22 protein-coding genes and 1 pseudogene are annotated in these 23,936 nt (G+C 37.7%); 15 read left to right on the top strand and 8 right to left on the bottom strand.

Annotated features, from left to right (window positions below):
• Window positions 1-13: 13 nt before the first annotated feature.
• The 3 genes from HHL20_RS16355 to HHL20_RS16345 form a co-directional block, all read right to left on the bottom strand.
• A complete protein-coding gene (locus HHL20_RS16355; RefSeq protein WP_169232244.1) occupies window positions 14-799 on the bottom strand; it encodes a DUF2490 domain-containing protein in 786 nt (261 codons plus the stop codon).
• Between the two features lie 82 nt (window positions 800-881).
• Entirely contained in the window at window positions 882-1,508 is a 627-nt protein-coding gene (locus HHL20_RS16350) for a leucine-rich repeat domain-containing protein (protein ID WP_169232243.1), read from the bottom strand.
• Window positions 1,509-1,591: 83 nt separating this feature from the next.
• A complete protein-coding gene (locus HHL20_RS16345; protein ID WP_169232242.1) occupies window positions 1,592-2,329 on the bottom strand; it encodes a carbonic anhydrase family protein in 738 nt (245 codons plus the stop codon).
• Between the two features lie 189 nt (window positions 2,330-2,518).
• Between HHL20_RS16345 and HHL20_RS16340 the strand changes: the two genes are divergently transcribed.
• From HHL20_RS16340 to HHL20_RS16325, 4 genes are read left to right on the top strand one after another with little or no spacing between them, the layout of a single operon-like run.
• Window positions 2,519-3,196 carry a TetR/AcrR family transcriptional regulator gene (locus tag HHL20_RS16340; protein WP_169232241.1) on the top strand — a complete coding sequence of 226 codons (678 nt, stop codon included), beginning with the start codon at window positions 2,519-2,521 and terminating at the stop codon, window positions 3,194-3,196.
• Window positions 3,197-3,205: 9 nt separating this feature from the next.
• A complete protein-coding gene (locus HHL20_RS16335; RefSeq protein ID WP_169232240.1) occupies window positions 3,206-4,870 on the top strand; it encodes a peptidase domain-containing ABC transporter in 1,665 nt (554 codons plus the stop codon).
• A 10-nt stretch (window positions 4,871-4,880) separates the two neighbouring features.
• Window positions 4,881-6,194, top strand: coding sequence for an HlyD family secretion protein (locus HHL20_RS16330; protein ID WP_169232239.1), 1,314 nt, complete (start codon window positions 4,881-4,883; stop codon window positions 6,192-6,194).
• Window positions 6,178-7,581, top strand: a complete 1,404-nt coding sequence (locus tag HHL20_RS16325; protein ID WP_169232238.1) for a TolC family protein — start codon at window positions 6,178-6,180, stop codon at window positions 7,579-7,581. The genes HHL20_RS16330 and HHL20_RS16325 overlap by 17 nt, the downstream gene beginning before the upstream one ends.
• Window positions 7,582-7,601: 20 nt before the next feature.
• Here HHL20_RS16325 and HHL20_RS16320 read toward each other — a convergent pair whose 3' ends face one another.
• The 3 genes from HHL20_RS16320 to HHL20_RS16310 all read right to left on the bottom strand — a co-directional run bounded on the left by HHL20_RS16320 (window position 7,602) and on the right by HHL20_RS16310 (window position 10,958).
• Entirely contained in the window at window positions 7,602-8,879 is a 1,278-nt protein-coding gene (locus tag HHL20_RS16320) for a chloride channel protein (RefSeq protein WP_169232237.1), read from the bottom strand.
• A 212-nt stretch (window positions 8,880-9,091) separates the two neighbouring features.
• Entirely contained in the window at window positions 9,092-9,478 is a 387-nt protein-coding gene (locus tag HHL20_RS16315) for a DUF423 domain-containing protein (protein ID WP_169232236.1), read from the bottom strand.
• A 151-nt stretch (window positions 9,479-9,629) separates the two neighbouring features.
• On the bottom strand, window positions 9,630-10,958 hold the full coding sequence (locus HHL20_RS16310; protein ID WP_169232235.1) for a hydroxymethylglutaryl-CoA reductase, degradative: 1,329 nt from the start codon (window positions 10,956-10,958) through the stop codon (window positions 9,630-9,632).
• A 146-nt stretch (window positions 10,959-11,104) separates the two neighbouring features.
• Between HHL20_RS16310 and HHL20_RS16305 the strand changes: the two genes are divergently transcribed.
• From HHL20_RS16305 to gap, 7 genes and pseudogenes are all read left to right on the top strand, one after another.
• Window positions 11,105-12,364: a putative DNA modification/repair radical SAM protein gene (locus HHL20_RS16305; RefSeq protein ID WP_169232234.1), complete on the top strand. Its 1,260-nt coding sequence runs from the start codon at window positions 11,105-11,107 to the stop codon at window positions 12,362-12,364.
• Between the two features lie 75 nt (window positions 12,365-12,439).
• Window positions 12,440-12,673, top strand: coding sequence for a type II toxin-antitoxin system ParD family antitoxin (locus HHL20_RS16300; protein WP_169232233.1), 234 nt, complete (start codon window positions 12,440-12,442; stop codon window positions 12,671-12,673).
• Window positions 12,666-12,961: pseudogene (locus tag HHL20_RS19770) on the top strand (type II toxin-antitoxin system RelE/ParE family toxin). The gene HHL20_RS16300 and the pseudogene HHL20_RS19770 overlap by 8 nt, the downstream one beginning before the upstream one ends.
• A 169-nt stretch (window positions 12,962-13,130) precedes the next feature.
• Window positions 13,131-13,889, top strand: a complete 759-nt coding sequence (locus HHL20_RS16290; protein ID WP_169232232.1) for a TIGR03915 family putative DNA repair protein — start codon at window positions 13,131-13,133, stop codon at window positions 13,887-13,889.
• 62 nt (window positions 13,890-13,951) lie between these two features.
• On the top strand, window positions 13,952-14,824 hold the full coding sequence (locus HHL20_RS16285) for a DUF4846 domain-containing protein (protein ID WP_169232231.1): 873 nt from the start codon (window positions 13,952-13,954) through the stop codon (window positions 14,822-14,824).
• A gap of 80 nt (window positions 14,825-14,904) precedes the next feature.
• The gene (gene pfkA, locus HHL20_RS16280; RefSeq protein WP_169232230.1) at window positions 14,905-15,891 is read left to right on the top strand and encodes a 6-phosphofructokinase; all 987 of its coding nucleotides are present in this window, start codon (window positions 14,905-14,907) and stop codon (window positions 15,889-15,891) included.
• Between the two features lie 29 nt (window positions 15,892-15,920).
• Window positions 15,921-16,925 (top strand): type I glyceraldehyde-3-phosphate dehydrogenase, encoded by a 1,005-nt coding sequence (gene gap / locus HHL20_RS16275; protein WP_169232229.1) that lies wholly within the window; start codon window positions 15,921-15,923, stop codon window positions 16,923-16,925.
• Window positions 16,926-17,007: 82 nt separating this feature from the next.
• Here the strand turns inward: gap and HHL20_RS16270 are convergent, their stop codons facing one another.
• Entirely contained in the window at window positions 17,008-18,288 is a 1,281-nt protein-coding gene (locus tag HHL20_RS16270; protein WP_169232228.1) for a hypothetical protein, read from the bottom strand.
• A gap of 138 nt (window positions 18,289-18,426) precedes the next feature.
• Between HHL20_RS16270 and HHL20_RS16265 the strand changes: the two genes are divergently transcribed.
• The 3 genes from HHL20_RS16265 to htpG all read left to right on the top strand — a co-directional run bounded on the left by HHL20_RS16265 (window position 18,427) and on the right by htpG (window position 22,990).
• Window positions 18,427-19,623 (top strand): oxygenase MpaB family protein, encoded by a 1,197-nt coding sequence (locus tag HHL20_RS16265; RefSeq protein WP_228463210.1) that lies wholly within the window; start codon window positions 18,427-18,429, stop codon window positions 19,621-19,623.
• 190 nt (window positions 19,624-19,813) lie between these two features.
• The gene (gene recA, locus HHL20_RS16260; protein ID WP_169232226.1) at window positions 19,814-20,815 is read left to right on the top strand and encodes a recombinase RecA; all 1,002 of its coding nucleotides are present in this window, start codon (window positions 19,814-19,816) and stop codon (window positions 20,813-20,815) included.
• A gap of 282 nt (window positions 20,816-21,097) precedes the next feature.
• The gene (gene htpG, locus HHL20_RS16255) at window positions 21,098-22,990 is read left to right on the top strand and encodes a molecular chaperone HtpG (protein WP_169232225.1); all 1,893 of its coding nucleotides are present in this window, start codon (window positions 21,098-21,100) and stop codon (window positions 22,988-22,990) included.
• Between the two features lie 217 nt (window positions 22,991-23,207).
• Here the strand turns inward: htpG and HHL20_RS16250 are convergent, their stop codons facing one another.
• Window positions 23,208-23,504, bottom strand: coding sequence for an MGMT family protein (locus tag HHL20_RS16250; protein ID WP_169232224.1), 297 nt, complete (start codon window positions 23,502-23,504; stop codon window positions 23,208-23,210).
• Window positions 23,505-23,756: 252 nt separating this feature from the next.
• On the opposite strand from HHL20_RS16250, the gene HHL20_RS16245 reads away from it, so the two are divergent.
• Window positions 23,757-23,903: a hypothetical protein gene (locus HHL20_RS16245; RefSeq protein WP_169232223.1), complete on the top strand. Its 147-nt coding sequence runs from the start codon at window positions 23,757-23,759 to the stop codon at window positions 23,901-23,903.
• Window positions 23,904-23,936: the final 33 nt, after the last annotated feature.

Genomic DNA, 23,936 nt, shown 5'->3' with positions numbered 1-23,936 from the left:
AGCATCTTACACTTTACTCTTTTTTCTTGCCTGCATCAATTGTTACATTGGCGTTGACGATGAACCCGTGATTATTCTGGAAAACATTCTGACCGTTGATCTGTCTTCCGAATTGAAGTGTCTGGTTAAGATATCCTGCCTCCAGCCTGAAGTTTTTGTTGAATCGATATCCCAGCAACGCACCAATTCGGTTCTGATCAAAAACATTGGCATTCACATTTTTTCCAAATCCTATGAAAACCTCATCATAAACTGCCGCATACGGTGTTTTATCTTTTATTTCCCTGCCTTTCAGAGGAACCTGCAGACGAATCATATAGCGCATCCTGTTTAGTAAAGGAAAGTCGTCCTCAGAGTTGACATTTGCAGAGGTATATCTTCCCACGAAACGCTGTTCCAGCATAAAACGATGGGAAAAATCTACCAGCCCTTCTTTGTGGGAAAGCTGTATCATTTCGAAAATCCGGTGTTCCGTAAAGTCCCTTCCCAAGCCGTTGATGGGAATTTCACCGTAAGGAAAAGTTTCGATCCATGCATAACCTATACGAAACAGTATTCTGGGATTGAGCTGATAATTTACACCGATTCTTAACAGACTCTGCTGCCAGTCGGTAATGAAATTATCTCTCCGCCATTGATATTCGGTGTGCAGTCCCCATTTATCATTAAGCTTGATGGTTCCGAAAAAATTGTACCAACCAATGTTTCCGGAGGTATTGATCCTGTTATTCTGCGCAGAAGTAAAAGCAGAAATGAAAATTGCTGCGAGAAACTGTATTTTAAATAAATTTATTTTCATCTGTATTTTGATTGGATTAATTCTGGATGTAATTAATTCCCAATGGAAAACAATGAGTTTTAAATGATTGCTGACGCTACAATTAAAACCTCAAAAGTGTTCCGTACCGGGAGCTGAGCCTGTCGATATCACTTGGCATAAAAAGGTTGTTATTGAGATGAATATTCTTAAGGTTATTCATCCTTTCTTTCGGAAAATCGAATTTTTTAAGCTGGTTATCATTAAGATAAATCGATTCCAGATAATTAAGTTTCCAGAAATTTGCAGGAAGTTCTTTCAGCTTATCATTTTCAATATGCAATACCTTTAAATGTTTCATTTTACTGAGCAGATCTATATTTTGCGAAAGATCAATATTCTTTTCGTCGTTCAGGAAAAGTTCTTCCAGCTTGGTAAGCTTGGTGAAGCCTGATGGCAACACTTTAAAATCATTCCCGCTGATATCCAGTACTTTCAGTTGCGGTAATGCAGTAATACCTTCCGGAATCTTTTTCAGATGCAGGTCTTTGAGACTGAGATATTCAAGATTTCGGAATTTTTTCCAGTCTATACCCGCTAAGCTTGCTTTTTCATGATCAAGATTAAGCCTAAGCACTTTTTCAGGATTCTTGTTTGCCTCATTGATACTTGTAAATTCAGATTTATCCTGAGATCTTGCTGTTATTCCAAAAAACAGAATAAAAAATGATAGTTTTATTAAATTTTTCATATTCAATGTTTAAAAAAATGCGGGCCTTAATCGCAAAAATAAAATCAGATATGAAAAAACTAACTTGTGGCCCGCATAATTATCTATTTAATAAATTCAAATGTCCCGTCTGTAAGACGATAAAACGCCCCAACAATTTTAATCTCTCCCTTATCCTCCATTTCTTTCAGAATCGGACTTTTCTCACGAATCTGCCGGATGGCATGTTTCACATTGTTTTCAGAAACATGTCTTACGAATTGATCATTTTTTGAAGTCTTTTCACCGGCAAAATCCTGGCTCATTTCAACTGCAGGTTTTATCTTTGACAGCATGGCCGTAATATTTCCGAGTCTGACGTCATCAATTGCTCCTTTGACGGCGCCGCAATGCTGATGACCCATTACAAGAATCAGTTTTGCTCCGGCAACTTTACACGCAAACTCCATGCTTCCCAACAGATCTTCGTTTACAAAATTACCGGCGACTCTCCCTACAAAAACATCGCCTAATCCCTGACCAAAAACATCTTCCACAGGAACACGGCTGTCAAGACAACTCAGTACAACGGCCTTAGGATATTGTCCCGGAGCAGATTTTCTTGCCTGCATAGACAAATCTCTAGGGGTGCTATTTCCGGTATTAAATCTTTTATTCCCTTCAATAAAATCCTGCAAAACCTGATCAGGAGTTAGTGCCGCCTGCTGCTCTTTGGTCATCACTTCCGTAACCACAGGCTTCACATCTGCCTGTTCTTTTGTTGAACTATCTTTTACAGGATTTTCTTTACAGGACAAGAGTATAAGTCCGGCGAATGCGCTAAAAAAAAATGTAGTTTTCATCATTTAATTTTTTTGTTATGCCTACTAATTAATTCCGGCTTCGGCTTTCCGGGATTGCATTACACATACCACAAAAACAAATACTATGCCATTTGATAGCAATACTATTACAAATTATATTAAAATTACTTTTGGTATAAGTTTTGCTAAATATAATAGCAATACTGCTACAATCAGAAAAAATTTAAAATGGAATTTCAAGTAAAATTTAAAGTCAACGAAACATTATATCTTAAAAATCCTGAAAACAGTGAAATAGGAAAATCTATTGTGAAAAATTCTATTGAGCTCATCTACGAAACAGGTTTTGAGAGCTTTACCTTTAAAAAGCTGGCTCAGAAAATTAATTCTACCGAAGCTACCGTATACCGGTACTTCCCTTCCAAGCATAAATTATTAACCTATATCTTAAACTGGTATTGGTCTTATATTGAATTTATTTCCAAGCTCAGACTGGAAGAAATGAAAGAACCATTGCAGAAAATGGAGAAAATTCTGGAGATCATTACCCATAATGATGATACCCACGACATGGTTGAAGACTATGATCTTGTCAAGCTTCACAGCATCGTCATCGCGGAAAGCAGCAAATCTTATCTTGTAAAAGAGGTAGATGAGATCAATCAGGAAATGGTTTTCAGCCCGCTGAAAAGTCTCTGTAACTTTTTTGGTGAAGTTATCACACAGGCAAAACCGGATTTTCCTTATCCGAAATCATTTGCCAGCACCTTGCTTGAAACCGCCCACGATCAGCAATTTTTCAGCGAACACCTCCCCAAACTTACGGATAATCATACCAAAAGAACGGAACACAAAAAATATGTTCTGGAATATTTACGTTTCATCACCTTTAATTTGATAAAATAATAAGCACAAATGGAAACCTCTCCTAAACAGTACGGTTACAAACTTTTCAAATACGTTACTAAAGAAAAAAAAGATGTTACCAACATTTATTTTTATGCCATTCTCAACGGTCTTGTGCAGCTTAGCGTTCCGTTGGGAATTCAGTCTATTATAAGCTTTGTAATGGGTGCCACCATGGCAACATCTATCTATATTTTAATATTTTTTGTAGTAATCGGAACATGGCTTGTGGGATATTTCAGATTGAAAGTGATGCAGATTATTGAAAAAATCCAACAGAAAATTTTCGTAGAGTTTTCGATTGCCTTTACCGAAAAGATTCCTAAAGTCAGTCTTTCCAGCACCAGAAAATATTACCTTCCGGAGCTTGTGAACCGTTTTTTTGACACCCAAAATCTTCAGAAAGGTATTTCAAAAATCTTACTGGAAATTCCCACCGCTCTTATACAGATTCTTTTCGGCCTTCTCCTGCTGTCATTTTATCATCCGTGGTTTTTAATTTTCGGTGTTCTGGTGGTGCTGACCGTTGTGATTATTTTTAATTTCACTATGGAAAGCGGCATCAAATCCAGTCTTGAAGAAAGCAATAAAAAGTATGAGACGGCAGCATGGATAGAAGATATAGCAGCCTCGGTAAAATCTTTTAAGATCAATTCAGAAACCGATATTCATCTCAAGGGAATCGATGAGCGTGTAACCGGATATCTTGAGCACAGAACTTCTCATTTCCGGGTTCTGGAAATTCAGTATAAAACCATCATAGCATTCAAAGTAATCATTACATTGGCAATGCTGGCTATCGGTACGTATCTCCTGGTAAACCAGAAGCTCAATATCGGGGCGTTCATTGCTACAGAAATTGTTGTACTAAGCATTATGTCTGCGGTAGAAAAACTAATTATAAGCTTAGAAAGCTACTATGATGTAATCGCATCGCTTGCAAAACTCAACAAAGTGACAGAACTGAATGAAGAGAAAAACGGAGAGATTGTTTTTGCCAACCAAAATGAAAGTATTGAAATTGAATTTAAAAATGTAGACTTTTATTTTAACAGCAGTGTTCATATTCTTCAGGATATCAACTGTACGATCCGAGAAAATACCATTACCGTAATTTCAGGCGAACTGGGATCAGGGAAATCATTGTTACTGAATATGATGGCCGGATTTTACGAACCACCAGCGGGAAGTGTTCTTTTTAATAAAATTCCGCTTAAAAATATTGACAAAGAAAAGCTCCGGATGGAAATGGGAGTCTATCTTGAAGATATGAGAATGATCCAGGGAACCGTTCAGGATAATATTCTTATGGGGAACGAAAATATCAATATGGAAGATGTCCTGGAACTGTCGGAAAAAATTGGTGCCGAGAATATTTCAAGCCAGTTTACCAGCGGTTTCTTTACTGAAGTAAGCGAAACAGATCCGGAAATCTCATTCAGCTCCAAGAAAAAAATCCTGCTGCTCCGGGCATTGATCGGAGAGAAAAAGCTCCTGCTGCTTGAAGATCCTATCGACGGCATGAACGAAGTTTTTAAACATAAGATGCTGCAATATCTTAAAGAAATCAGCCATAAAACCACTATTGTCATTGTTTCTCAAAATTCCGAAATTCTGGAATATGCAGATCAGCATCTGCACCTGGAAAACGGAACTTTAAAAACTTTATCTTAAAAATACAGGTATGAAAATTCAGTCTTTTGATAAAATATATAATATTGACAAAGAATCGCACGCAAAAAGATGGTTTCTATTAATCTTTCTTACGGCTTTCATTGTACTGTTCCTGCCCTGGACACAAAATATAAAAGTAATGGGAAATGTAACTTCCCTGTACCAGGAACAACGTCCGCAACAGCTTAATTCACCAATTCCCGGGAAAATCATTAAATGGTATGTAAAAAACGGAGATTATGTTAAAAAAGGAGACACCATTCTCCAGCTTTCAGAAGTAAAGGATGATTACTTTGATCCTCTGCTTGTAAAAAGAACACAGCAGCAGGTGGAAGCAAAAAAAGGAGTTCGGAATTATTATGAAGCCAAAGTAGGAACCACCAACAGCCAGCTTGAGGCTCTAGCTGCGGCAAAGGATCTTAAACTGAGCCAGATCCAGATAAAAATAAGCCAGCTGAAAAACAAACTTGCAGGTGAAGAAGCTGAACTCGCCGCTGTAAGCAATGAGCTTAAACTTTCCGAAGACCAATATGCAAGGCAGAAAAAGATGTATGATGAAGGCCTGGTTTCCTTAACGCAGTTTCAGCAGCGAAGCATCTCTTACCAGAATGCAATTGCTAAAAAGACCTCAGCTGAGAATAAGATAGCCCAGACCAGACAGGAAATTTCGACTATGGGAATTGAGCAGAATGCTGTGATTCAGGATTATACCGAAAAGCTCAGCAAAACAGAAGGCGAAAGGTTTCAGAGTATGGGGCAGATAGAAGGCAGCGAAGGAGATATCGCGAAACTTGAAAATCAGGTTGCCAATTACAAATTCCGTCAGGGACTATATTATATCGTCGCTTCCCAGGACGGACAGATCGTTCAGCTGAACAAAGCAGGAATCGGGGAAATTCTTAAAGAAACGGAAAGCATCGGGATTATTGTGCCGAAAACGGTAGATTATGCTGTTGAAATTTACATTAAACCGGTTGATCTTCCGCTTATCAAAGAAGGGCAGCGCGTAATGTGTATTTTTGATGGTTTCCCGGCGATTGTATTTTCGGGATGGCCAGATTCAAGCTACGGAACTTTTGCAGGAAAAGTGATTGCTATAGAAAACAATATCAGCGCCAACGGGCTTTTCAAAGCATTGGTAGTAGAAGATAAGGCCGAGAAAAGATGGCCCCCTAAAATCAGGATGGGTACCGGCGTACAGGGAATCGCTATTCTGAATGATGTTCCTATCTGGTATGAGCTGTGGAGGAATATCAATGGCTTCCCGCCGGATTATTATGAAGTTAAAATTGAAAAAACCGGTCAGAATGAAAAACAGAAATAAAATTATATTTCTCTTTGTCCTGCTCTGCAGTGGGATATTTTCAGCACAGGATTCACTAAAGATGTCGGCAGGAGAATTTATTTCCATTGTAAAAAACTATCATCCTTTAGCCATAAAATATCAGCTGCAGAATAAAATTGCAGCTTCAGAAGTCACACGCGCAAGAGGAAACTTTGACCCTGTTTTGGGTGGAAAACTTGGAGAAAAGAATATCGATGGCGTACAATATTACAGACAAAAAAATCTGGAACTCGGAATTCCTACATGGTACGGGATTGATCTGACAGCAAGTTACAATTATCTGGACGGGGAAAAAATCAATAACAGCGACACCAAAGGTGGGCTCTACCAGTTCGGGGTCACCATTCCACTGGCTAAAAACCTGTTGTATGACAAAAGAAGAGCTATGCTGGAACAGGCCAGGTATGCCGTGAAAATGACAGAGGCAGAACAGGCAGTTCTTACCAACGATCTTCTTCTGGAAGCCGAAAATACCTATTGGGAATGGGTTAAAAATTTCGAAATTTACCAGCTTCAGCGTAAAGCTGTTTTAATTAATGAAAAAAGACTTGAACTTACTAAAAAGACATTTGATTTTGGCGAACGGCCCGCTATTGACACCGTTGAAGCAGCATCGCAGCTACAGAGTTTCCGTCTTCAGGAAAGAGATGCTTTTCTGAATTTTGTAAAAAGCACGCAGGAGCTTCAGCTTTTTTTATGGAAAGACAATAGAGAATTGTATGATCTCACCGCGATGATTTATCCTTCAGACAGAATGGCCAGCAGCGAAGCTTTTAATAATTTTGAAATGCTCATACAACAGGTAGAAAATCAAAATCTGAATGATCATTTTTCGCTGCTGTATTATTTTCAGAAACAAAATATCCTGGAAAGTGAAAGAAGGCTGAAGTGGCAGAGCTTTCTTCCTAAGCTGGATTTTACCTATAATTTTTTTAACAAAGAGAATTACAGAGCAGAATATCTTCCGGTTTTTGATAATAATTTCCAATATGGATTAAAATTGGAAATTCCTGTTTTTCAAAGAGAGGCCAGGGCCAATTATCAGATTGCAAAACTTAAGATTGAACAAAATACTTTGGATACTCAGGTTAAAAGAAGAGAACTGGAAACCAAGATCCTGACGTATAAAAATGAAGTCATTAATTATCATTCACAGATTGATATTGCGCGGAACAATCTTACGAATTACCAACGGCTTCTTCAGGCTGAAGAAACAAGATTCAGCAATGGAGAGAGTTCACTTTTCCTGATTAATTCCAGGGAAAACAAGATGATCGACGCACAGGAAAAATTTATTCTTCTCAACAATAAATTCCTGAAAAGCTACAACAAACTAAAATGGATGAAAGAAAATTTTCAGCCTTAGATTAATTGTTAAACAAGCAGTTATTCTTCAGACAATTTTTCAGACTGTGAGCCGATGAACGGAATCTTCGGAGCCAGAAAATAACCGGTAAGGCTGGCAAAAAGTATTGGGACAAAATAGGTAAAGCCCGTTAAGGTTCCCAAGATAATTGTTGTACTCATCGGCGTTCTGGTAACACATGCGTTAATGGCCGCCATGCAGCTTACAATGGCAAGCGTTATATCAACAGCCGGAAACAATTGATGAATGATCAATCCTAAAGTCGTTCCTACGAAGAAAAGCGGAATAATGAAACCACCTCTCCATCCGGAAGTTACGGTAACAGCAATGGCTAAAATTTTGAAAATCAACACAACAATTAAAAAGCTTAATGCAAAATTGCCATTGATTAATTGGTTGATTTCATTATGCCCGAAATATCTTGTAATCGGAAAATAAAAAGCGATGACACCCAGAATAATTCCTCCGGTTAACGTTTTAATATAGATCGGAAATGTTCTGTATTCAAAAATGCGTTTGAAAAATTTAACGATGAAAATAAAAATCCATCCGAAAATAGTGCCGATAATCCCGAAGGCCGTTGCATAGGCAAAATCATAAACTCCGGTATAATGATATGCTTTCAAGTCCCAGGTGGCTCCTATTCCCAAATGAATAATAAGCGCAAACATCAGATAGCTGAAACAGCTGGCCACCAGTGCAGGAATAATTGCTTTGTAATATTCAACAGCATGTTTATGATGAAGGATTTCAAGAGAAAAAAGACTTCCTCCCAGCGGAGCGCCGAAAAGCGCTGTAAAACCGGAAGCCATTCCTGCAATACTCAAAGAACGCAGCTCCTCTCCCTTCAGCCTGAAAATCTTTCCCAAGAGAGTTCCTGTAGAACCCGTAACCTGTACCAAAGGAGCTTCAGGTCCCAAACTTCCACCAGATGCTACACAAAATAGTGAAGACAAAATCATGGAAGGATTGTTTTTAGGCTCAAGCTTTCCTTTATTGAAACGGATGTTATTAACGATAAGATGAATTTCGCCCGGATCGCCGATAAAATGAATAACCAGACCAGCCAGCAGACCGCATATTGCCATCGTAGGAATCACCATCCAACCCTGGAATTCGGCTAAAAACGCTGTGAAATGTTCAAGGACAATCCAATATAACCCGGCAATTACACCGCCGACTAATCCTGTAATGGCCCACATGAAAAAAGTACGGCTGAATACAAATGGATTGAACCGGATCGGCTGATCCAAAAGGTTGAATGTTCTTATAATACGCCGTCTTCTGTTGATTTTCATTTTAATTATTTTTAAAATTACGATCATCATTTGTTGTCATGGGAATGACTATTTGAAACTTCCGTTGAATGAATATTTATAAACGAAGTTTCTCTAAAAGATTTATGAGATGCTTCGACAAGCTCAGCATGACACTGCTAATACTAACCGTTTCGACGCTCGCTTCGCTCGCGCCTCATTTTTAAATTCAGTCTGAACCTGTCGAAGACCAATTATATTCTGTTTTTAGCAAAATAAAAAATAAGAAGGCCCCAGCTCAGGATCATTAAGAGCCCTCCAAGAGGAGTGATGGGTCCCAGAAATTTCAGATTCATCCCGAAATAATCCTGCATACTCAGTCCGTAAATGCTGAAAGAGAAAAGCATGGTCCCGAAAATCATCAGCCATGAAATCCAGTTTTCGGTTTTCGTTTCAAATTTTAAAATATAACCTACAATTAAGAGGAAAAAAGCAGCATACATTTGATAACGTACACCTGTCTCAAAACTTTCCAACCTTTCCACGGACAGTATTTTTTTTAAAGCGTGTGCTCCGAATGCACCTAAGATTACTGAAAGCAAGCCATATACCGCTCCAAAAATTAATGTTATTGTTTTCATTTATAATGTAAAATTTTAAATATTAATGATACCAGTCCGATTCCGATGAAGATCCAGGCAAACTTTTTACTCTGTTCAAAACCCGGATTTTTAGTTACTTTCAGGAATATTCCGAAAGCCAACATAAAAGCAGAGACGATAATTCCAAACATTATTGCGCTCTCAATCTGTTGAATTCACTGATTACCTCGTGGTGGCTTACGGTTTTATCTTTGAAGTAGGTCACGAAATATTGCTTTTCTTCTTCCGTTGCTCCCATTTGGTTGAGAATGTTCAGCAAATGCATTTTCATATGTCCTTTCTGGATTCCTGTGGTTACCAGAGAACGTAGTGCTCCGAAGTTCTGAGCTAGTCCGGATACCGCCAAAATACTCATTAATTCCTGCGCAGAAGGTTTTCCTAACAATGCGAGAGAAAACTTTACCAAAGGATGAAGATTCGTAAGACCGCCTACAACTCCCACTGAAATAGGAAGATCAATCCAGAACCGGAAAATCCCATTATCTGTTGTACAATGCGTTAAAGAAGAATACTTTCCATTTCTCGCAGCGTAGGCATGCGCACAAGCTTCCGTTGCCCTGAAGTCGTTTCCGGTAGCAATGACTACGGCATCTACTCCATTCATAATTCCTTTATTGTGGGTGGTGGCACGGAAAGGTTCAATTTCGGCAATCGTAACTGCCTGCTTGAATTTCCAGGCAAACTCTTCATTGGAAATACCGCTGTCATCTTTCAGGTCCTCAATTTTGCAGGAAACTTCAGCTCTAACAATACAATCCGGTGTAAAATTGGAAAGAATATTCATGACAATCTGTAATGAATCTTTTTCTTCCTGGGTAAAATCTTCATTTTCTGCAACCTCCTGCTTCAATGTTTTTCCGAATTGTTCCAGACACGAATTAATAAAATTCGCACCCATGGAATCTACGGTGTCAAAACTGGCTTTTAACTGATAATAATTCGGCATTTCAGAAGTTTTATCAATCAGCTTAATATCTAAAATTCCGCCGCCGCGTTTCCGCATATTCGCGGTAATATCTTCCGTAGTTTCAAAAAGTTTTTTCTTTAGCCTAAAGTTGAAAAAATGTAATAATTTATGGGATTCTACGTTAAATATAAAGTGCGTATGACCAAGCTTCTCGGTGTTGATAATGGTTGTTTTAAAGCCACCTTTGTCAATCCAGAATTTTGCTGCTTTGGACGCTGCCGCTACCACGGAACTTTCTTCAACAGCCATAGGTAAAGCCAGCAATTTTCCGTCAATCAGGAAGTTTGGAGCTATTCCGTAAGGCATGTAAAAGTTGGAAATGGTATTTTCAGAAAACTCTTCGTGAAGCTTCTGAATTTCGGCATTATTGTTCCAGTATTGCTGTAAAATCTGTTCGTAACTGCGATCGTTGCTAAGGTATTCTGAGATGAGCCAATCGATTTTTCTTTGCTTGGAAAGTTTGGAAAAACCTTCTACCGGTTGATGATTCATAGTTTATCTTTAAAGAAATGTAAATATAGTGATTTTGTAACTTTCCGTTGTTGATAACTTCAATCGAAAAAGATTGATATTTATCAATTTTGGAGCTAAATTTGAACCGTTCATCTTATTCAACTTTAAGATAATCAATTTAAAATATGAATTTTGACCGCCTGAAAGAAAAACTTGAAATCCTTGCTGATGCAGCAAAATACGATGTATCGTGCTCATCAAGCGGAGGGACGAGGAAAAATAAAAAAGGCGCTTTGGGAGACAGTTCCGTAAGCGGAATCTGTCATACTTATACTGAAGATGGCCGTTGTGTCTCTCTTCTAAAAATTCTCCTTACCAATCATTGTATTTACGACTGTGCCTACTGTGTTTCCAGAAGTTCGAATGATATTAAAAGAGCGGCTTTTACAGTAGAGGAAGTTGTGGATCTTACCATTAATTTTTACCGGAGAAATTATATTGAAGGCTTGTTTCTGAGTTCAGGGATTTTCAAAAATGCAGACACCACAATGGAACGTCTGGTGAGAGTAGCTAAAAAGCTTCGTCTTGAAGAAAATTTTAACGGCTATATTCATTTAAAATCAATTCCCGGAGCAAGTGACGAGCTGATGCAGGAAGCAGCATTATATGCGGACCGGTTATCTGTAAACCTTGAAATCCCAACGGAGAGCGGACTGAAACTTCTGGCTCCTGAAAAGAACAGACAGGACATGATCAACCCGATGCGGTATATTCAGAAGGGCATTGACCAATATAAAGATGAGAAAAAGATTTTCAGGAAGGTTCCCAAGTTTGCTCCGGCGGGACAGTCAACCCAAATGATTGTAGGTGCTACCAACGAAAACGACCTTCAGATCATTAAAGTTGCTGATCATTTTTATAAAAATTTTAATCTGAAAAGAGTGTATTATTCGGGATACGTGCCGGTTTTGGAGGATAAGCGGCTCCCCTCTTTAACGACAGAAGTTCCAATGCTCCGCGAAAACAGATTGTATCAATCCGACTGGCTCATGAGGTTTTACGGCTTTAAAGCAGAAGAAATTCTGGATCCGAATATGCCTTTCCTTGATCTTGAAATGGATCCGAAAATGAGTTGGGCGTTAAGACATCTCGATCAATTTCCTGTTAATCTTCAGACTGCCGATTACCAGATGATCTTAAGAATTCCGGGTATTGGTGTAAAAACAGCCAAAAAAATTGTTAGCGCGAGACGTTTTCAGGTTCTTACGATGGATCATCTAAGCAAACTGGGTGCAGCGGTTAACCGCGCCCGGTATTTTATCGATTTTAATGCAGGAAATGCTTATCTGAAATATTTAACGGATAAAAATTTCAGGAGATTGCTTATTGGCGGAAGCTCTTCCAAATTTCATAATCAATTCTCGCAACAACTGACTTTGTTTTAAAACCACCTATATTTAAATCCATGTCCAATTTTGCTAAATATGGATATATTTTGTAATTTCGAAAAAAGATTAACAATGAATGTCAGTTTTACAAAAAAGCAGGAAGATTATATTGCAGAACAGATACAATCGGGAGATTTTCAGAATGCCAGTGAAGTGGTACGGGATGCGTTGCGATTACACGAAGTATACCGTCACAGAGTAATTCAGGATTTAAAGGCTGAAATTGAAAAAGGATGGGACAGTAATTCCAGTTCGCGGTCGGTAAAAGATATTATTGACTCTAAGAAGAAAAAAAAGGATGCCTGAAAGAATCTATATTCTGTCTGAAGCGGCAGACCAAGATCTGGAAGACATTTTTGATTATACAGTACATTATTTCGGATTCGATCAGGCTGAAAAATATCTGCTGGAGATAGAGGAAATTTTCAAAGCTTGCTTTTAAATCCAACATCAGGAAAAACACGTAATGAAATAAAACAAGGTTTATATAGTTTTCCGAAAGGCAATCATATCATTTTTTACAGATTGTCGGACACACATATCATCATTGTGCGGATATTGCATGGAAGCAGGGATATACCAAACTTTTTCTGATAAGCTTTTAGAAATAAATGAATTAATTTTCAAATTTTAATTTAAATATTGAGATGCTTCAGCATGAGAAATAGATCTCAAATTGTTACATTGTTACATTGTTACATTGTTACATTGTTACATTGTTACATTGTTCAATTGTTCAATTAATAAATTGTTATATTAAAAAATGACCACCCTACTCTACGACGGAAGTTTCGACGGACTTTTCACTGCAGTATTTGAAGTATTTGAATATAAATATAAAGACGTAGAAATTATCAGCAGGGAACGGTTTCATCAGGAAAATATTTTTGCTGAAATTCATGAAGTGATTACGCAGAATGATAAATCCGAAAGGGTTTTAAATAAACTCGAAGCAAACATCAGCAAGCAGGGCATTCATGAATTGCTGAAAGTATATTTATCGGAAGATCCTGAGGCCGAACAGCTTATTTTATCTGCGGTAAGGCAATCCATAAAATATCCTGATGAAAATATTCTCCAGAATTACGCTGATGAAGCTATTTTAAAGATCGCTAAAATCTGCAAATCTGTCAGTCGGGAACGGCACAGGATGACCGCTTTTGTCCGTTTTGAAAAAATGCAGGACGATGTCTTTTTTGCTAAAATCGATCCCGATTTCAATGTACTTCCATTGATCCGCAAACATTTTAAAGACCGATATCAGGACCAGAAATGGATGATCTATGATTTGCGCAGAAATTACGGGATTATTTATGATCTTGAGACCTGCGACTTCTTCTATCCTGATGAAAAAATTGACCTCAACAAATATGAGCAGAAATTTCATGATCAGGAAAAAAACTATCAGACGTTGTGGCAGCGGTATTTTACCAAAACGAATATTGTCGAAAGGAAGAATCTGAAGCTGCATGTTCAGCATGTACCCAAGCGATACTGGAAATATTTAACGGAAAAGTGGTAACCATTCAGCTCGCAGTAAATCTGATTTTAGAATTATTTATATCTTTCGGACAAATATAAACCATGAAAAAAATTATTTGGGGAATTACTTTCTTATTATTAATCAGCAGCTGTAGCGAGAAAAAAGCAGAGAATAAAAATTCAACTAAAATAAATGAAGATTCTCAAGATATTCAACTGAAAATCAATAAGAACAAAAACGCCATAAAAGAAAGATTTCCGGCTCCGGAAGGCTACGAGTGGGTAGAAGAACGGCCTGGTTCTTTCGGATATTTTATTGAACAATTTCCCTTAAAGCCATACAGAAGTCCCATTCTGAGATATGACGGTAATAAAATCGGAACACAACACCTTCATGAAGCGGTTTTTGATCTTGATACAGGAAACAGGGATCTTCAGCAGTGTGCTGATGCTGTTATTCGACTAAGAGCAGAATATTTATTTAAAACCAAAAAATTTGATACAATACAGTTTCATTTTACCAGCGGTGATCTCGTTTCCTGGAATGACTATAAAAACGGGATAAGAGCTTTTGTAAACGGCAGCGCTGTGAGTTTCAGAAAAACTGCAGGATTTGATGATTCGTATACTAATTTCAGAAATTATCTGGACCTGATTTTCAACTATGCGGGAACGATATCATTAAACAAGGAAACACTGTCTGTAACTGACAACAGAAAGCTCAAAACCGGAGATATCCTGATTACACCCCGAAGTCCCGGCCACGTGGTTTTCATTACCGGAGTATGCACAAATAATAAAGGTGAAAAACTATATCTTCTGGGAGAAGGTTTCACACCTGCACAATCTGTTCATATTATTTCGAATCCTTTCCGGAAAACAATTTCACCATGGTATCAGCTGGATGTTGATGCGCCGGAAATTGCTACGGCAAGATATCTTTTCAGATCGGTAAATTTTAGACATTTTAAATAATGAATATCCAAAACTCTTCTCAACATACTGTTATTATCTGAACTTGTTTTTGTAAATTTGTGTTCGAAACTTTTTACTAGATGAAAGAGAGTGCTGTAAAAAAAATTGCAGTTCTTACCTCTGGAGGTGATTCTCCGGGTATGAATGCAGCATTAAGGGCGGTGGTGAGAACCGCAAATTATTACAATATCGAATGCTACGGAGTTAGAGAAGGCTATAATGGTCTTATCAACGGAGATTTCCTTAAAATGGGCCCCCGTTCCGTAAAAAATATAATCAATCAGGGCGGAACGATTCTGAAATCTGCCAGATCCATGGAATTTAGAACCAAAGAAGGCCGTCAGAAAGCTTACGACAATTGTGTGAAGCTGGGTATCGACGGATTGGTATGCATTGGTGGTGACGGAACCTTTACGGGAGCCAAAATTTTTAATGAAGAATTCGGGATCAGGGTAATCGGGATACCGGGAACCATTGATAATGATATCTTCGGAACCGATAATACGATCGGCTATGATACGGCTTTAAATACAGCCATGGAAGCGATTGACAAAATCCGTGATACAGCAACCTCACACAACAGGGTCTTCTTTGTAGAAGTGATGGGCCGTGATGCAGGGTTTATTGCACTAAACAGCGGATTGGCAACAGGGGCACTGGATATTTTAATCCCTGAAAGAAAAGACAGCATCGATGAACTCTTCAATAATTTCAGAAATGCTGAAAAAACAGGAAAAGCATCCAGTATTGTTGTGGTAGCTGAAGGTGAAAAATTAGCAAACGTTTATGAACTTGCTGAAAAAACCAAGCAGGAATTCCCGGATTATGATATTCGTGTTGCAATCTTAGGACATATGCAGAGAGGAGGCTCACCAAGCTGTGCCGACAGGGTTTTGGCAAGCCGATTGGGCTATGGTGCCGTAACGGGACTGATGGAAGGACAAAATAATGTAATGGCAGGGATGCGTTCTAATGATTTGGTATATACACCGATTGAAGAAGCCATTAAAAAACACAATGAAATCAATAAAGATCTTCTGTTGATTTCAGAAATTTTAGCAATCTAATATTTTAATATAATTTAAAACAAACTATTATGTCAACAATTAAAGTAGGTATCAACGGGTTTGGTAGAATCGGACGTCTTGTGTTCAGAGCAATGACTGAGAGAGATAATATCGAAGTAGTAGGAATCAATGACCTGATCAATGCAGAATACATGGCTTATATGCTAAAGTATGACTCTGTACACGGTATCTTCCCGGGAGAAGTTTCTGTAGAAGGAAATGACCTTGTGGTGAACGGAAAAAAAATCAGAGTAACTGCAGAAAGAGACCCTAACAACCTGAAATGGAATGAAATCGGTGCTGATTATATCGTTGAATCTACAGGCTTATTCTTAGATAAAGAAAATGCCGCAAAGCACATTAACGCCGGTGCTAAAAAAGTAATCCTTTCCGCACCTTCTAAAGACGATACTCCAATGTTCGTAATGGGTGTAAACCATACTGAACTTACTGACGATATCAAAATTTTATCAAACGCTTCTTGTACAACCAACTGTTTAGCGCCTTTAGCTAAAGTAATCCACGATAACTTCGGGATTGTAGAAGGTTTAATGACTACGGTACACGCTACAACAGCAACTCAGAAAACAGTTGACGGCCCTTCAATGAAAGACTGGAGAGGTGGTAGAGCTGCTTTGAATAACATCATCCCTTCTTCTACTGGTGCTGCTAAAGCAGTAGGAAAAGTAATTCCTTCATTGAACGGAAAATTAACAGGAATGTCCTTCAGAGTTCCAACCGTTGACGTTTCTGTAGTAGACTTAACGGTAAGATTGGAAAAAGCAACTTCTTATGATGAAATCTGTGCAGCAATCAAAGCAGCTTCAGAAGGTGAATTAAAAGGCATTTTAGGATACACTGAAGATGCTGTGGTTTCTCAGGATTTCGTAGGAGATAAGAGAACTTCAATCTTCGATAAAGATGCCGGTATCATGCTTTCTCCAAACTTTGTAAAACTTGTTTCATGGTATGACAACGAAATGGGTTACTCTAACAAGTTGGTAGATATGTTGGTACACGCTGCTTCTTTATAATTTGTAAACAAGCAATGAGTAATATAAAACCTTCCCGATGGGAAGGTTTTTTTGGTTTTGTACATTATTATTACCATTCATTTTAAAATATCTGGTTAAGAGGAACACCAAACTTAACTCCCCAAAAACTTTCATCCAATCCTGAATCATAATTATCGAAGGATGTCGATTTCCAGAAAGGCTCAATATTTATTGTTATTTTACCATCCTTATCTCTCAAAGGAAACATAATTCCCACACTATAAATATTTTTATTGCTCGTAAACGTTTTTGTACCCGGTGTAATAAATTGTTTATTTTGATATGACAGATCCAAACCGATTAAGTTCTGTTGCCCTAATGGTACAAAGCATAAAAGTTGTACCGCTACATCACGCTTATATTTTTTTTCAAATTTAGTAAGATCGGCGATATAAACACTTTGCTCGCCCATATCATAATAAACTGTATTATTAGTTCCCCCTCCATACATAACTTTATTCCAGTCGACTGTTGAAAATATTTCAGATAGAGAAGTTTTCCTCGAATATGCCAATTGGGCATTTAAATAAAAACTAAAGCCATTTTTTAAGCCATAAAATATATTTCCTGACAAGGAAAAGTAGGCGCCTTTTATATTTTTATTAATTGGCTCCATCACAGAATTCTGCACATTAATACTATCTACAATTTTGAGTTTATCTTCCGAATATCCAATATCAAGTTTAGTCCAGGCTAAAACTTTTCTTGTCCAATAATTCTTATATAATGCATCTTCATATTTTTCTACTTCCTGGTGGTACAGATTTTTATAATCTCCAACATTTCTTTCATTATTTACAAGTTTTTCCAAATCATCTGTGCCTTCAACATTATTCAGTATATTATCTTTTACCAAACCATATATTTGCCTGTACTTCACTTTATTTTTTGGAAAACTGTAACGAGAATACCAGAGAGAAGTCCAACTTCCGCCAATCTGAAGCTTCTTTCTGTCAGAAAAATCAAAAAACCCATCATTATTAAGCTTTCCGTTTGCATTTATTGCCAATACATGTTTAAATGGTTTAGAAGCATCGTTGCCATTAATAATATAGTTAATAGGACTAAAAGAAAAACTCTGTTCATTTTTATCAACCGATAGGGCTGCATATTTTCCCACTTGTGTATTTTCTGCAGACCCGGTAACCAACAACGAAAAATCTTTTTTGACCATCTGACTAAATGTATATGCCGAGACTAGTGAATTGGTGTCATTAATATAGGCATTATCATATTTAACCAATTTATTAAGCAAACTATCAAGATATTTTGTTCTCTCCCCTTGTCCGAACGCCATGCCAATTGAAAACATCAGCAACAGCAATAAAATTTTTGTTTTCATGATAAATAATTTTATACAAATTTTCAAAATCCTTCAACACAAAGAAATTACCCGTTTGTGGTATTTTTCAGGAGCCTGATAAGATGAATGACAAATCTCACCTTCTCTTTTCGGCGTAAAACTTGTATTTTTATTGTAATGAAAACCACCAATGTACAGCCTCGTTATAAAGATTCACCGCATTTTAAAGACTTCTGGACAAAAGGTAATGGAAAGCTGCTGATCGATTTTTCGGGAGCCGAAGTAAGTTTAAGGGATTTTGAAAAATTCTCACCCTATTTTTATCACGTGGATGAAACGGGAGACCAGGTTGTAAAAGATATTTATTTTACCAAAAATTTCCGGGAGGCTTCGAAAGAAATAGAAGAATATATTCGAAAAGGTATTTCCGAAAATAAAAATATTCCGGAAAGCGCCAGACAAATGTTTTCCCAGACAGAAACAGTTCCGGAATGGCTGGATTATGGTTTATTAAAAAGCGGTGCCGAACTCTGTATGAGGGCCAATCTGGATTCCCTGATTTCCCTTCGGGATTACTGCCTGATGGGAGGATATGATTTTGCCTACCTGAACAAACCGCTTATCATAACCGAAGCTTTAAAAAAAGGCGCCGTTAAAAGACTTTCCGAAACACTGGATTTTTGGGTAAATGTTACACGGTACAACGCACTGGAACTTCATCATAAAGGCTATGAGTTTGCGATTAAAACAAGATTAATTCATTCTTACGCAAGACTTTTCATCAGAAAACATTACCAAAACTGGGATACAGAAAACTGGGGCGAACCTATTAATTCCTGGGATATGATGGCAACTTATATCGGGTTCAGTCTGGTTTTTCTGCACAGCCTTCATAAGCTTGGGAACACCTTCTCCCTAGAAGAGGAAAAAGGACTTTTTCATCTCTGGAAATATGTAGGGTATCTTCTGGGAATCCCTGAAAAACTATTACCGGACAACAAAAAACAGGCTGCTGAATTTTTCTATATGTGGACTTCTATTCAGCCCCCTGCAGATAAAGACTCAGTACTCCTCGCCCATTCATTATTGAACGAATCCCTTGAAAACCCTATTTTAAAATACAAATTCCAAAGGAAAAACCTTCGCTATCTGCATATTTCCTGCACCTGGTTTTTACTGGACGACGAGGTTTGCAAAAGACTGCAGATTCCGGAGGTAAGCAACAGAAATGCCTTTCCGGTTACCAAAAAAATGATCAACAAAATTTACAATAAAATAGTGAGCCGGGACCTGAGAATCAGAAAAGGAAATAAAGACCAGATGAAAGTATTGACAGACTATCTCAGCATTACTGATAATTCAGTTTTCCATTAGTAAGCCTCTGATAGTCTTGATGATTTACATTTGGAAAGATTAAAAAAAATAACTTTGTCCGAAAATTAAAAAATGAATTGCCGTATTAAAATTTTATCATTTTTTTAACTATAAAAACTGGTTTTAATGGTATGCAATATTAGTTTTTCACTGTATTTTTTTGTATTTTTGATAAATTATTTAACAACAGATGAGTAATATAGACGACAAGAAAAAAGCACTGGCACTGGTGCTTGACAAGCTAGATAAAACATACGGAAAAGGAACGGTAATGACCTTGGGCGACAGCTCTGTGGACAATACCATTGAAGTGATTCCTTCCGGATCATTAGGATTGGATATCGCTCTTGGAGTGGGCGGTTATCCAAGAGGAAGAATCATTGAGATCTATGGTCCTGAATCTTCCGGTAAAACAACATTGACTCTTCATGCGATTGCAGAGGCTCAGAAAGCAGGAGGAATTGCCGCATTTATTGATGCAGAGCATGCTTTCGACAGAACATATGCTGCAAAATTAGGAATTGATCTGGAAAACCTTATCATTTCCCAGCCGGATAACGGGGAACAGGCTTTGGAAATTGCCGACAACCTGATCCGTTCCGGAGCTATTGATATTGTAGTTATTGACTCGGTTGCAGCACTTACACCAAAAGCGGAAATTGAAGGCGAAATGGGAGATTCAAAAATGGGTCTTCATGCAAGATTGATGTCTCAGGCGTTGAGAAAACTAACGGCAACGATTTCAAGGACGAAATGTACCGTAATTTTCATTAACCAGCTGAGAGAAAAAATCGGGGTGATGTTCGGAAATCCTGAAACAACAACCGGTGGTAATGCCTTGAAATTCTACGCTTCCGTAAGAGTAGATATCAGAAAAGCGAGCGCACCGATTAAAAATGGTGATGAAGCTGTCGGTAGCCGCGTAAAGGTGAAAATTGTAAAAAATAAAGTTGCTCCACCTTTCAAACAGGCAGAATTTGACATCATGTACGGAGAAGGAGTTTCCAAAACCGGAGAAATCCTGGATCAGGCTGTAGAACAGGGAATCGTAAAGAAAAGCGGATCTTGGTTCAGCTATGAAGATACAAAGCTTGGACAGGGCCGTGATGCGGTGAAAGATGTGCTGAAAGACAATCCTGAACTTTCCGAAGAGCTTGAAAATAAAATCAAGGAAGAATTAAAAAACAAGTAATTATTTGTTTTAAAATATTAAAAGACAGTCTGAAAAGGCTGTCTTTTTTAGTTTTAAGCGGAAGATATTCTGTCAGTGTGATAACTTTCTGAATGAATAATGATTGTTCTAGTTTATTGAACCACCCTTCAAAACCATTTGAATTTTAGACACTCCTCCGAAGGAATGGAATTTAAGCTATATAAAAGTCGTTCTTAATTAAATATAAAAATGTCAAAATGTCAGTTTTTCCCGAACGGTATTTTTTTTGAGAAATAAAAGCAAAATCAAAACTAAATTATTATGACTAAAGGAAATATTAATGTATCAGTGGAAAATATTTTTCCCTTAATTAAAAAATTTCTTTACAGTGACCACGAAATATTCTTAAGAGAATTGATCTCCAATGCAACGGATGCGACTTTGAAATTAAAGCACTTAACAAGCATCGGAGAAGCAAAGGTTGAATACGGGAATCCGAAAATTGAAGTGAAGATCGATAAAGAGCACAAGGTGCTTCATATTATTGATCAGGGAATCGGGATGACTGGTGAGGAGGTTGAAAAATACATCAATCAGGTAGCGTTTTCAGGAGCTGAAGAGTTTTTGGAAAAATATAAGGACACGGCGAAAGATTCCGGAATTATCGGACATTTCGGACTTGGATTCTATTCTGCGTTTATGGTTGCCGAAAAAGTTGAAATTCTGACAAAGTCTTATAAAGATGAGCCTGCAGTTCGATGGATCTGCGACGGCAGCCCGGAATTCACTTTAGAAGAAACAACAGATAAAACAGAGCGTGGAACAGAAATCATTCTTCATATTGCTGAAGATTCTGTTGAATTCCTTGAAGAAGCAAAAATCCGTGAACTGTTGTTGAAATATAACAAATTCATGCCTGTTCCTATTAAATTCGGAACAAAAACACATACGCTGCCTCTACCGGAGGATGCGCCGGAAGATGCTGTTGCAGAGACAGAAGAAATTGACAATATCATCAACAATCCGACTCCGGCATGGACAATCGCTCCAAGTGAGCTGACCAATGAGGATTACATGAAATTCTATCATGAATTGTATCCGATGCAGTTTGAGGAGCCTTTATTTAACATCCATTTGAATGTTGATTACCCATTCAACCTTACCGGAATTTTATTCTTCCCTAAACTGAGCAACAATTTAAATATTGAAAAAGATAAAATCCAGCTGTACCAAAACCAGGTTTTTGTAACCGATGAGGTAAAAGGTATTGTTCCGGATTTCTTAATGCTTCTTCGCGGGGTAATTGATTCTCCGGATATTCCGCTAAATGTTTCCCGTTCATACCTGCAGGCAGATGGTGCCGTAAAGAAAATTTCTTCTTATATCACTAAGAAAGTGGCCGACAAAATGTCTTCTCTTATTAATGAAAATCGGGAAGATTACGAAAAGAAATGGAATGACATCAAAGTCGTTATTGAGTATGGAATCGTTACGGAAGAAAAATTTGCCGAAAAATCGGATAAATTTACCCTTTACCCAACTACAGACGGAAAATATTTCCTATGGAATGAATTAGAAGAAAAAATTAAGCCTAATCAAACCGATAAAGACGGTAATCTTATTGTTCTTTACGCTTCTAATGAAGATGAACAACACAGTTATATCCAGGCGGCAAAAGATAAAGGATATGAAGTGCTTCTTTTAGATTCTCCGATCATTCCTCACGTGATCCAAAAACTGGAAACTTCAAAAGAGAAAATTTCTTTTGCAAGAGTAGACGCCGATCACATCAATAATCTGATCAAAAAAGACGAGCCCGTTATTGCTAAATTAAATGAAACGGAAAAAGAATCATTAAAAAAATCTGTTGAAGAAGCGATCACCGATAAGAAGTTTACCGTTCAGCTTGAAGATCTTGACAGTACAGATGCTCCATTCACTATCACGCAGCCTGAATTCATGAGGAGAATGAAAGATATGCAGGCAACCGGCGGCGGTGGAATGTTCGGAATGGGAGGATTCCCGGAAATGTATAATCTTGTGGTTAATTCCAACAGTGAATTTGCAGGTCAAATTCTGAAAGCAGAAAATACAGAAGAAAAAACAGGTCTGATTCAGCATGCTCTGGATCTGGCAAAGCTTTCCCAGAATTTATTGAAAGGAAAAGAGCTTACCGATTTTATTCAAAGAAGCTATAAGCAACTGGAGAAGTAATTGATGAGTTATATCAGTTTCGGGGCGACTTTGTCGCCCCGAAACTTTTTTATTACATTAATATGGTCGGACACCATCCGACCCTGATATAGGTCGCCACTTCGTGGCTTCGCTTGGTCGACATTAATTTTTTAGATTGGATTCGCATCCAATCCTGATGTAAGCCGCCACTTCGTGGCTCCGGTTTGCTGAAACAGTAATTCCGGATTTTAATAAATCACAATTCCATCATCGGATCCCAAAACAATTTTTTAAAATCTTTAATCCTGAAATTTTCGACAATAATTTCTTCGGCTTCAAGCCTTTGCTGAAATTCCGGGACCGATAACGTTCCTGAACTTGAAATGACACGGTGCGCAGGAACATCCGGCGGACAGCCTCCCATTGCTTTCCCCACATGCCGCGAATGGTTTGGAAAACCTACTGCTTTGGCTATCGCGCCATAGCTGGTTATTCTTCCTTTGGGAATTAGTTTTGAAATTTCCCAGACCTGTTGTTTAAAAACTTCATTCATAATAAAAGGATCATCAATCAAAAATAAGAAAATTGTACAACTTTAAGTAATTACTTACCATAGATCAAGATGCAACTTGTTTCTAATTTGTAAATTTAATGCATAATCAAAGTGAATTTAAAAAATATACGGAAACCCGTACATAGTGTGATGAAGTGTTAAGATTGCCTGCAGCAATGCCGGCAATTTTTTATTTGCTGTATCTATATCAGCATTGCATAATTTTTGAATATCAACATAAAAATATCTGCTATGAAAAAAACATTTTTCCGTTGGCTGAATAAAGTCAATAAAGCGGTACTTCCGAAATTAAGCAATAAAGATCCCAATAAGCTGACAAAGATCCAAAAAGGAATCTTAGCCTACCGGTATTTTGTGCTGGTGAATTCACTGGACTGATTTGCGTGAGGGATACGGAGGGTGCGAGCGAAG

It is taken from the genome of Chryseobacterium cheonjiense (assembly GCF_012927265.1).
In the GTDB taxonomy this organism is placed as follows: Bacteria; Bacteroidota; Bacteroidia; order Flavobacteriales; family Weeksellaceae; genus Chryseobacterium; species Chryseobacterium cheonjiense.
The sequence above is the reverse complement of the archived record's forward strand: the minus strand, read 5'-3'. Positions and strand labels throughout refer to the sequence as shown.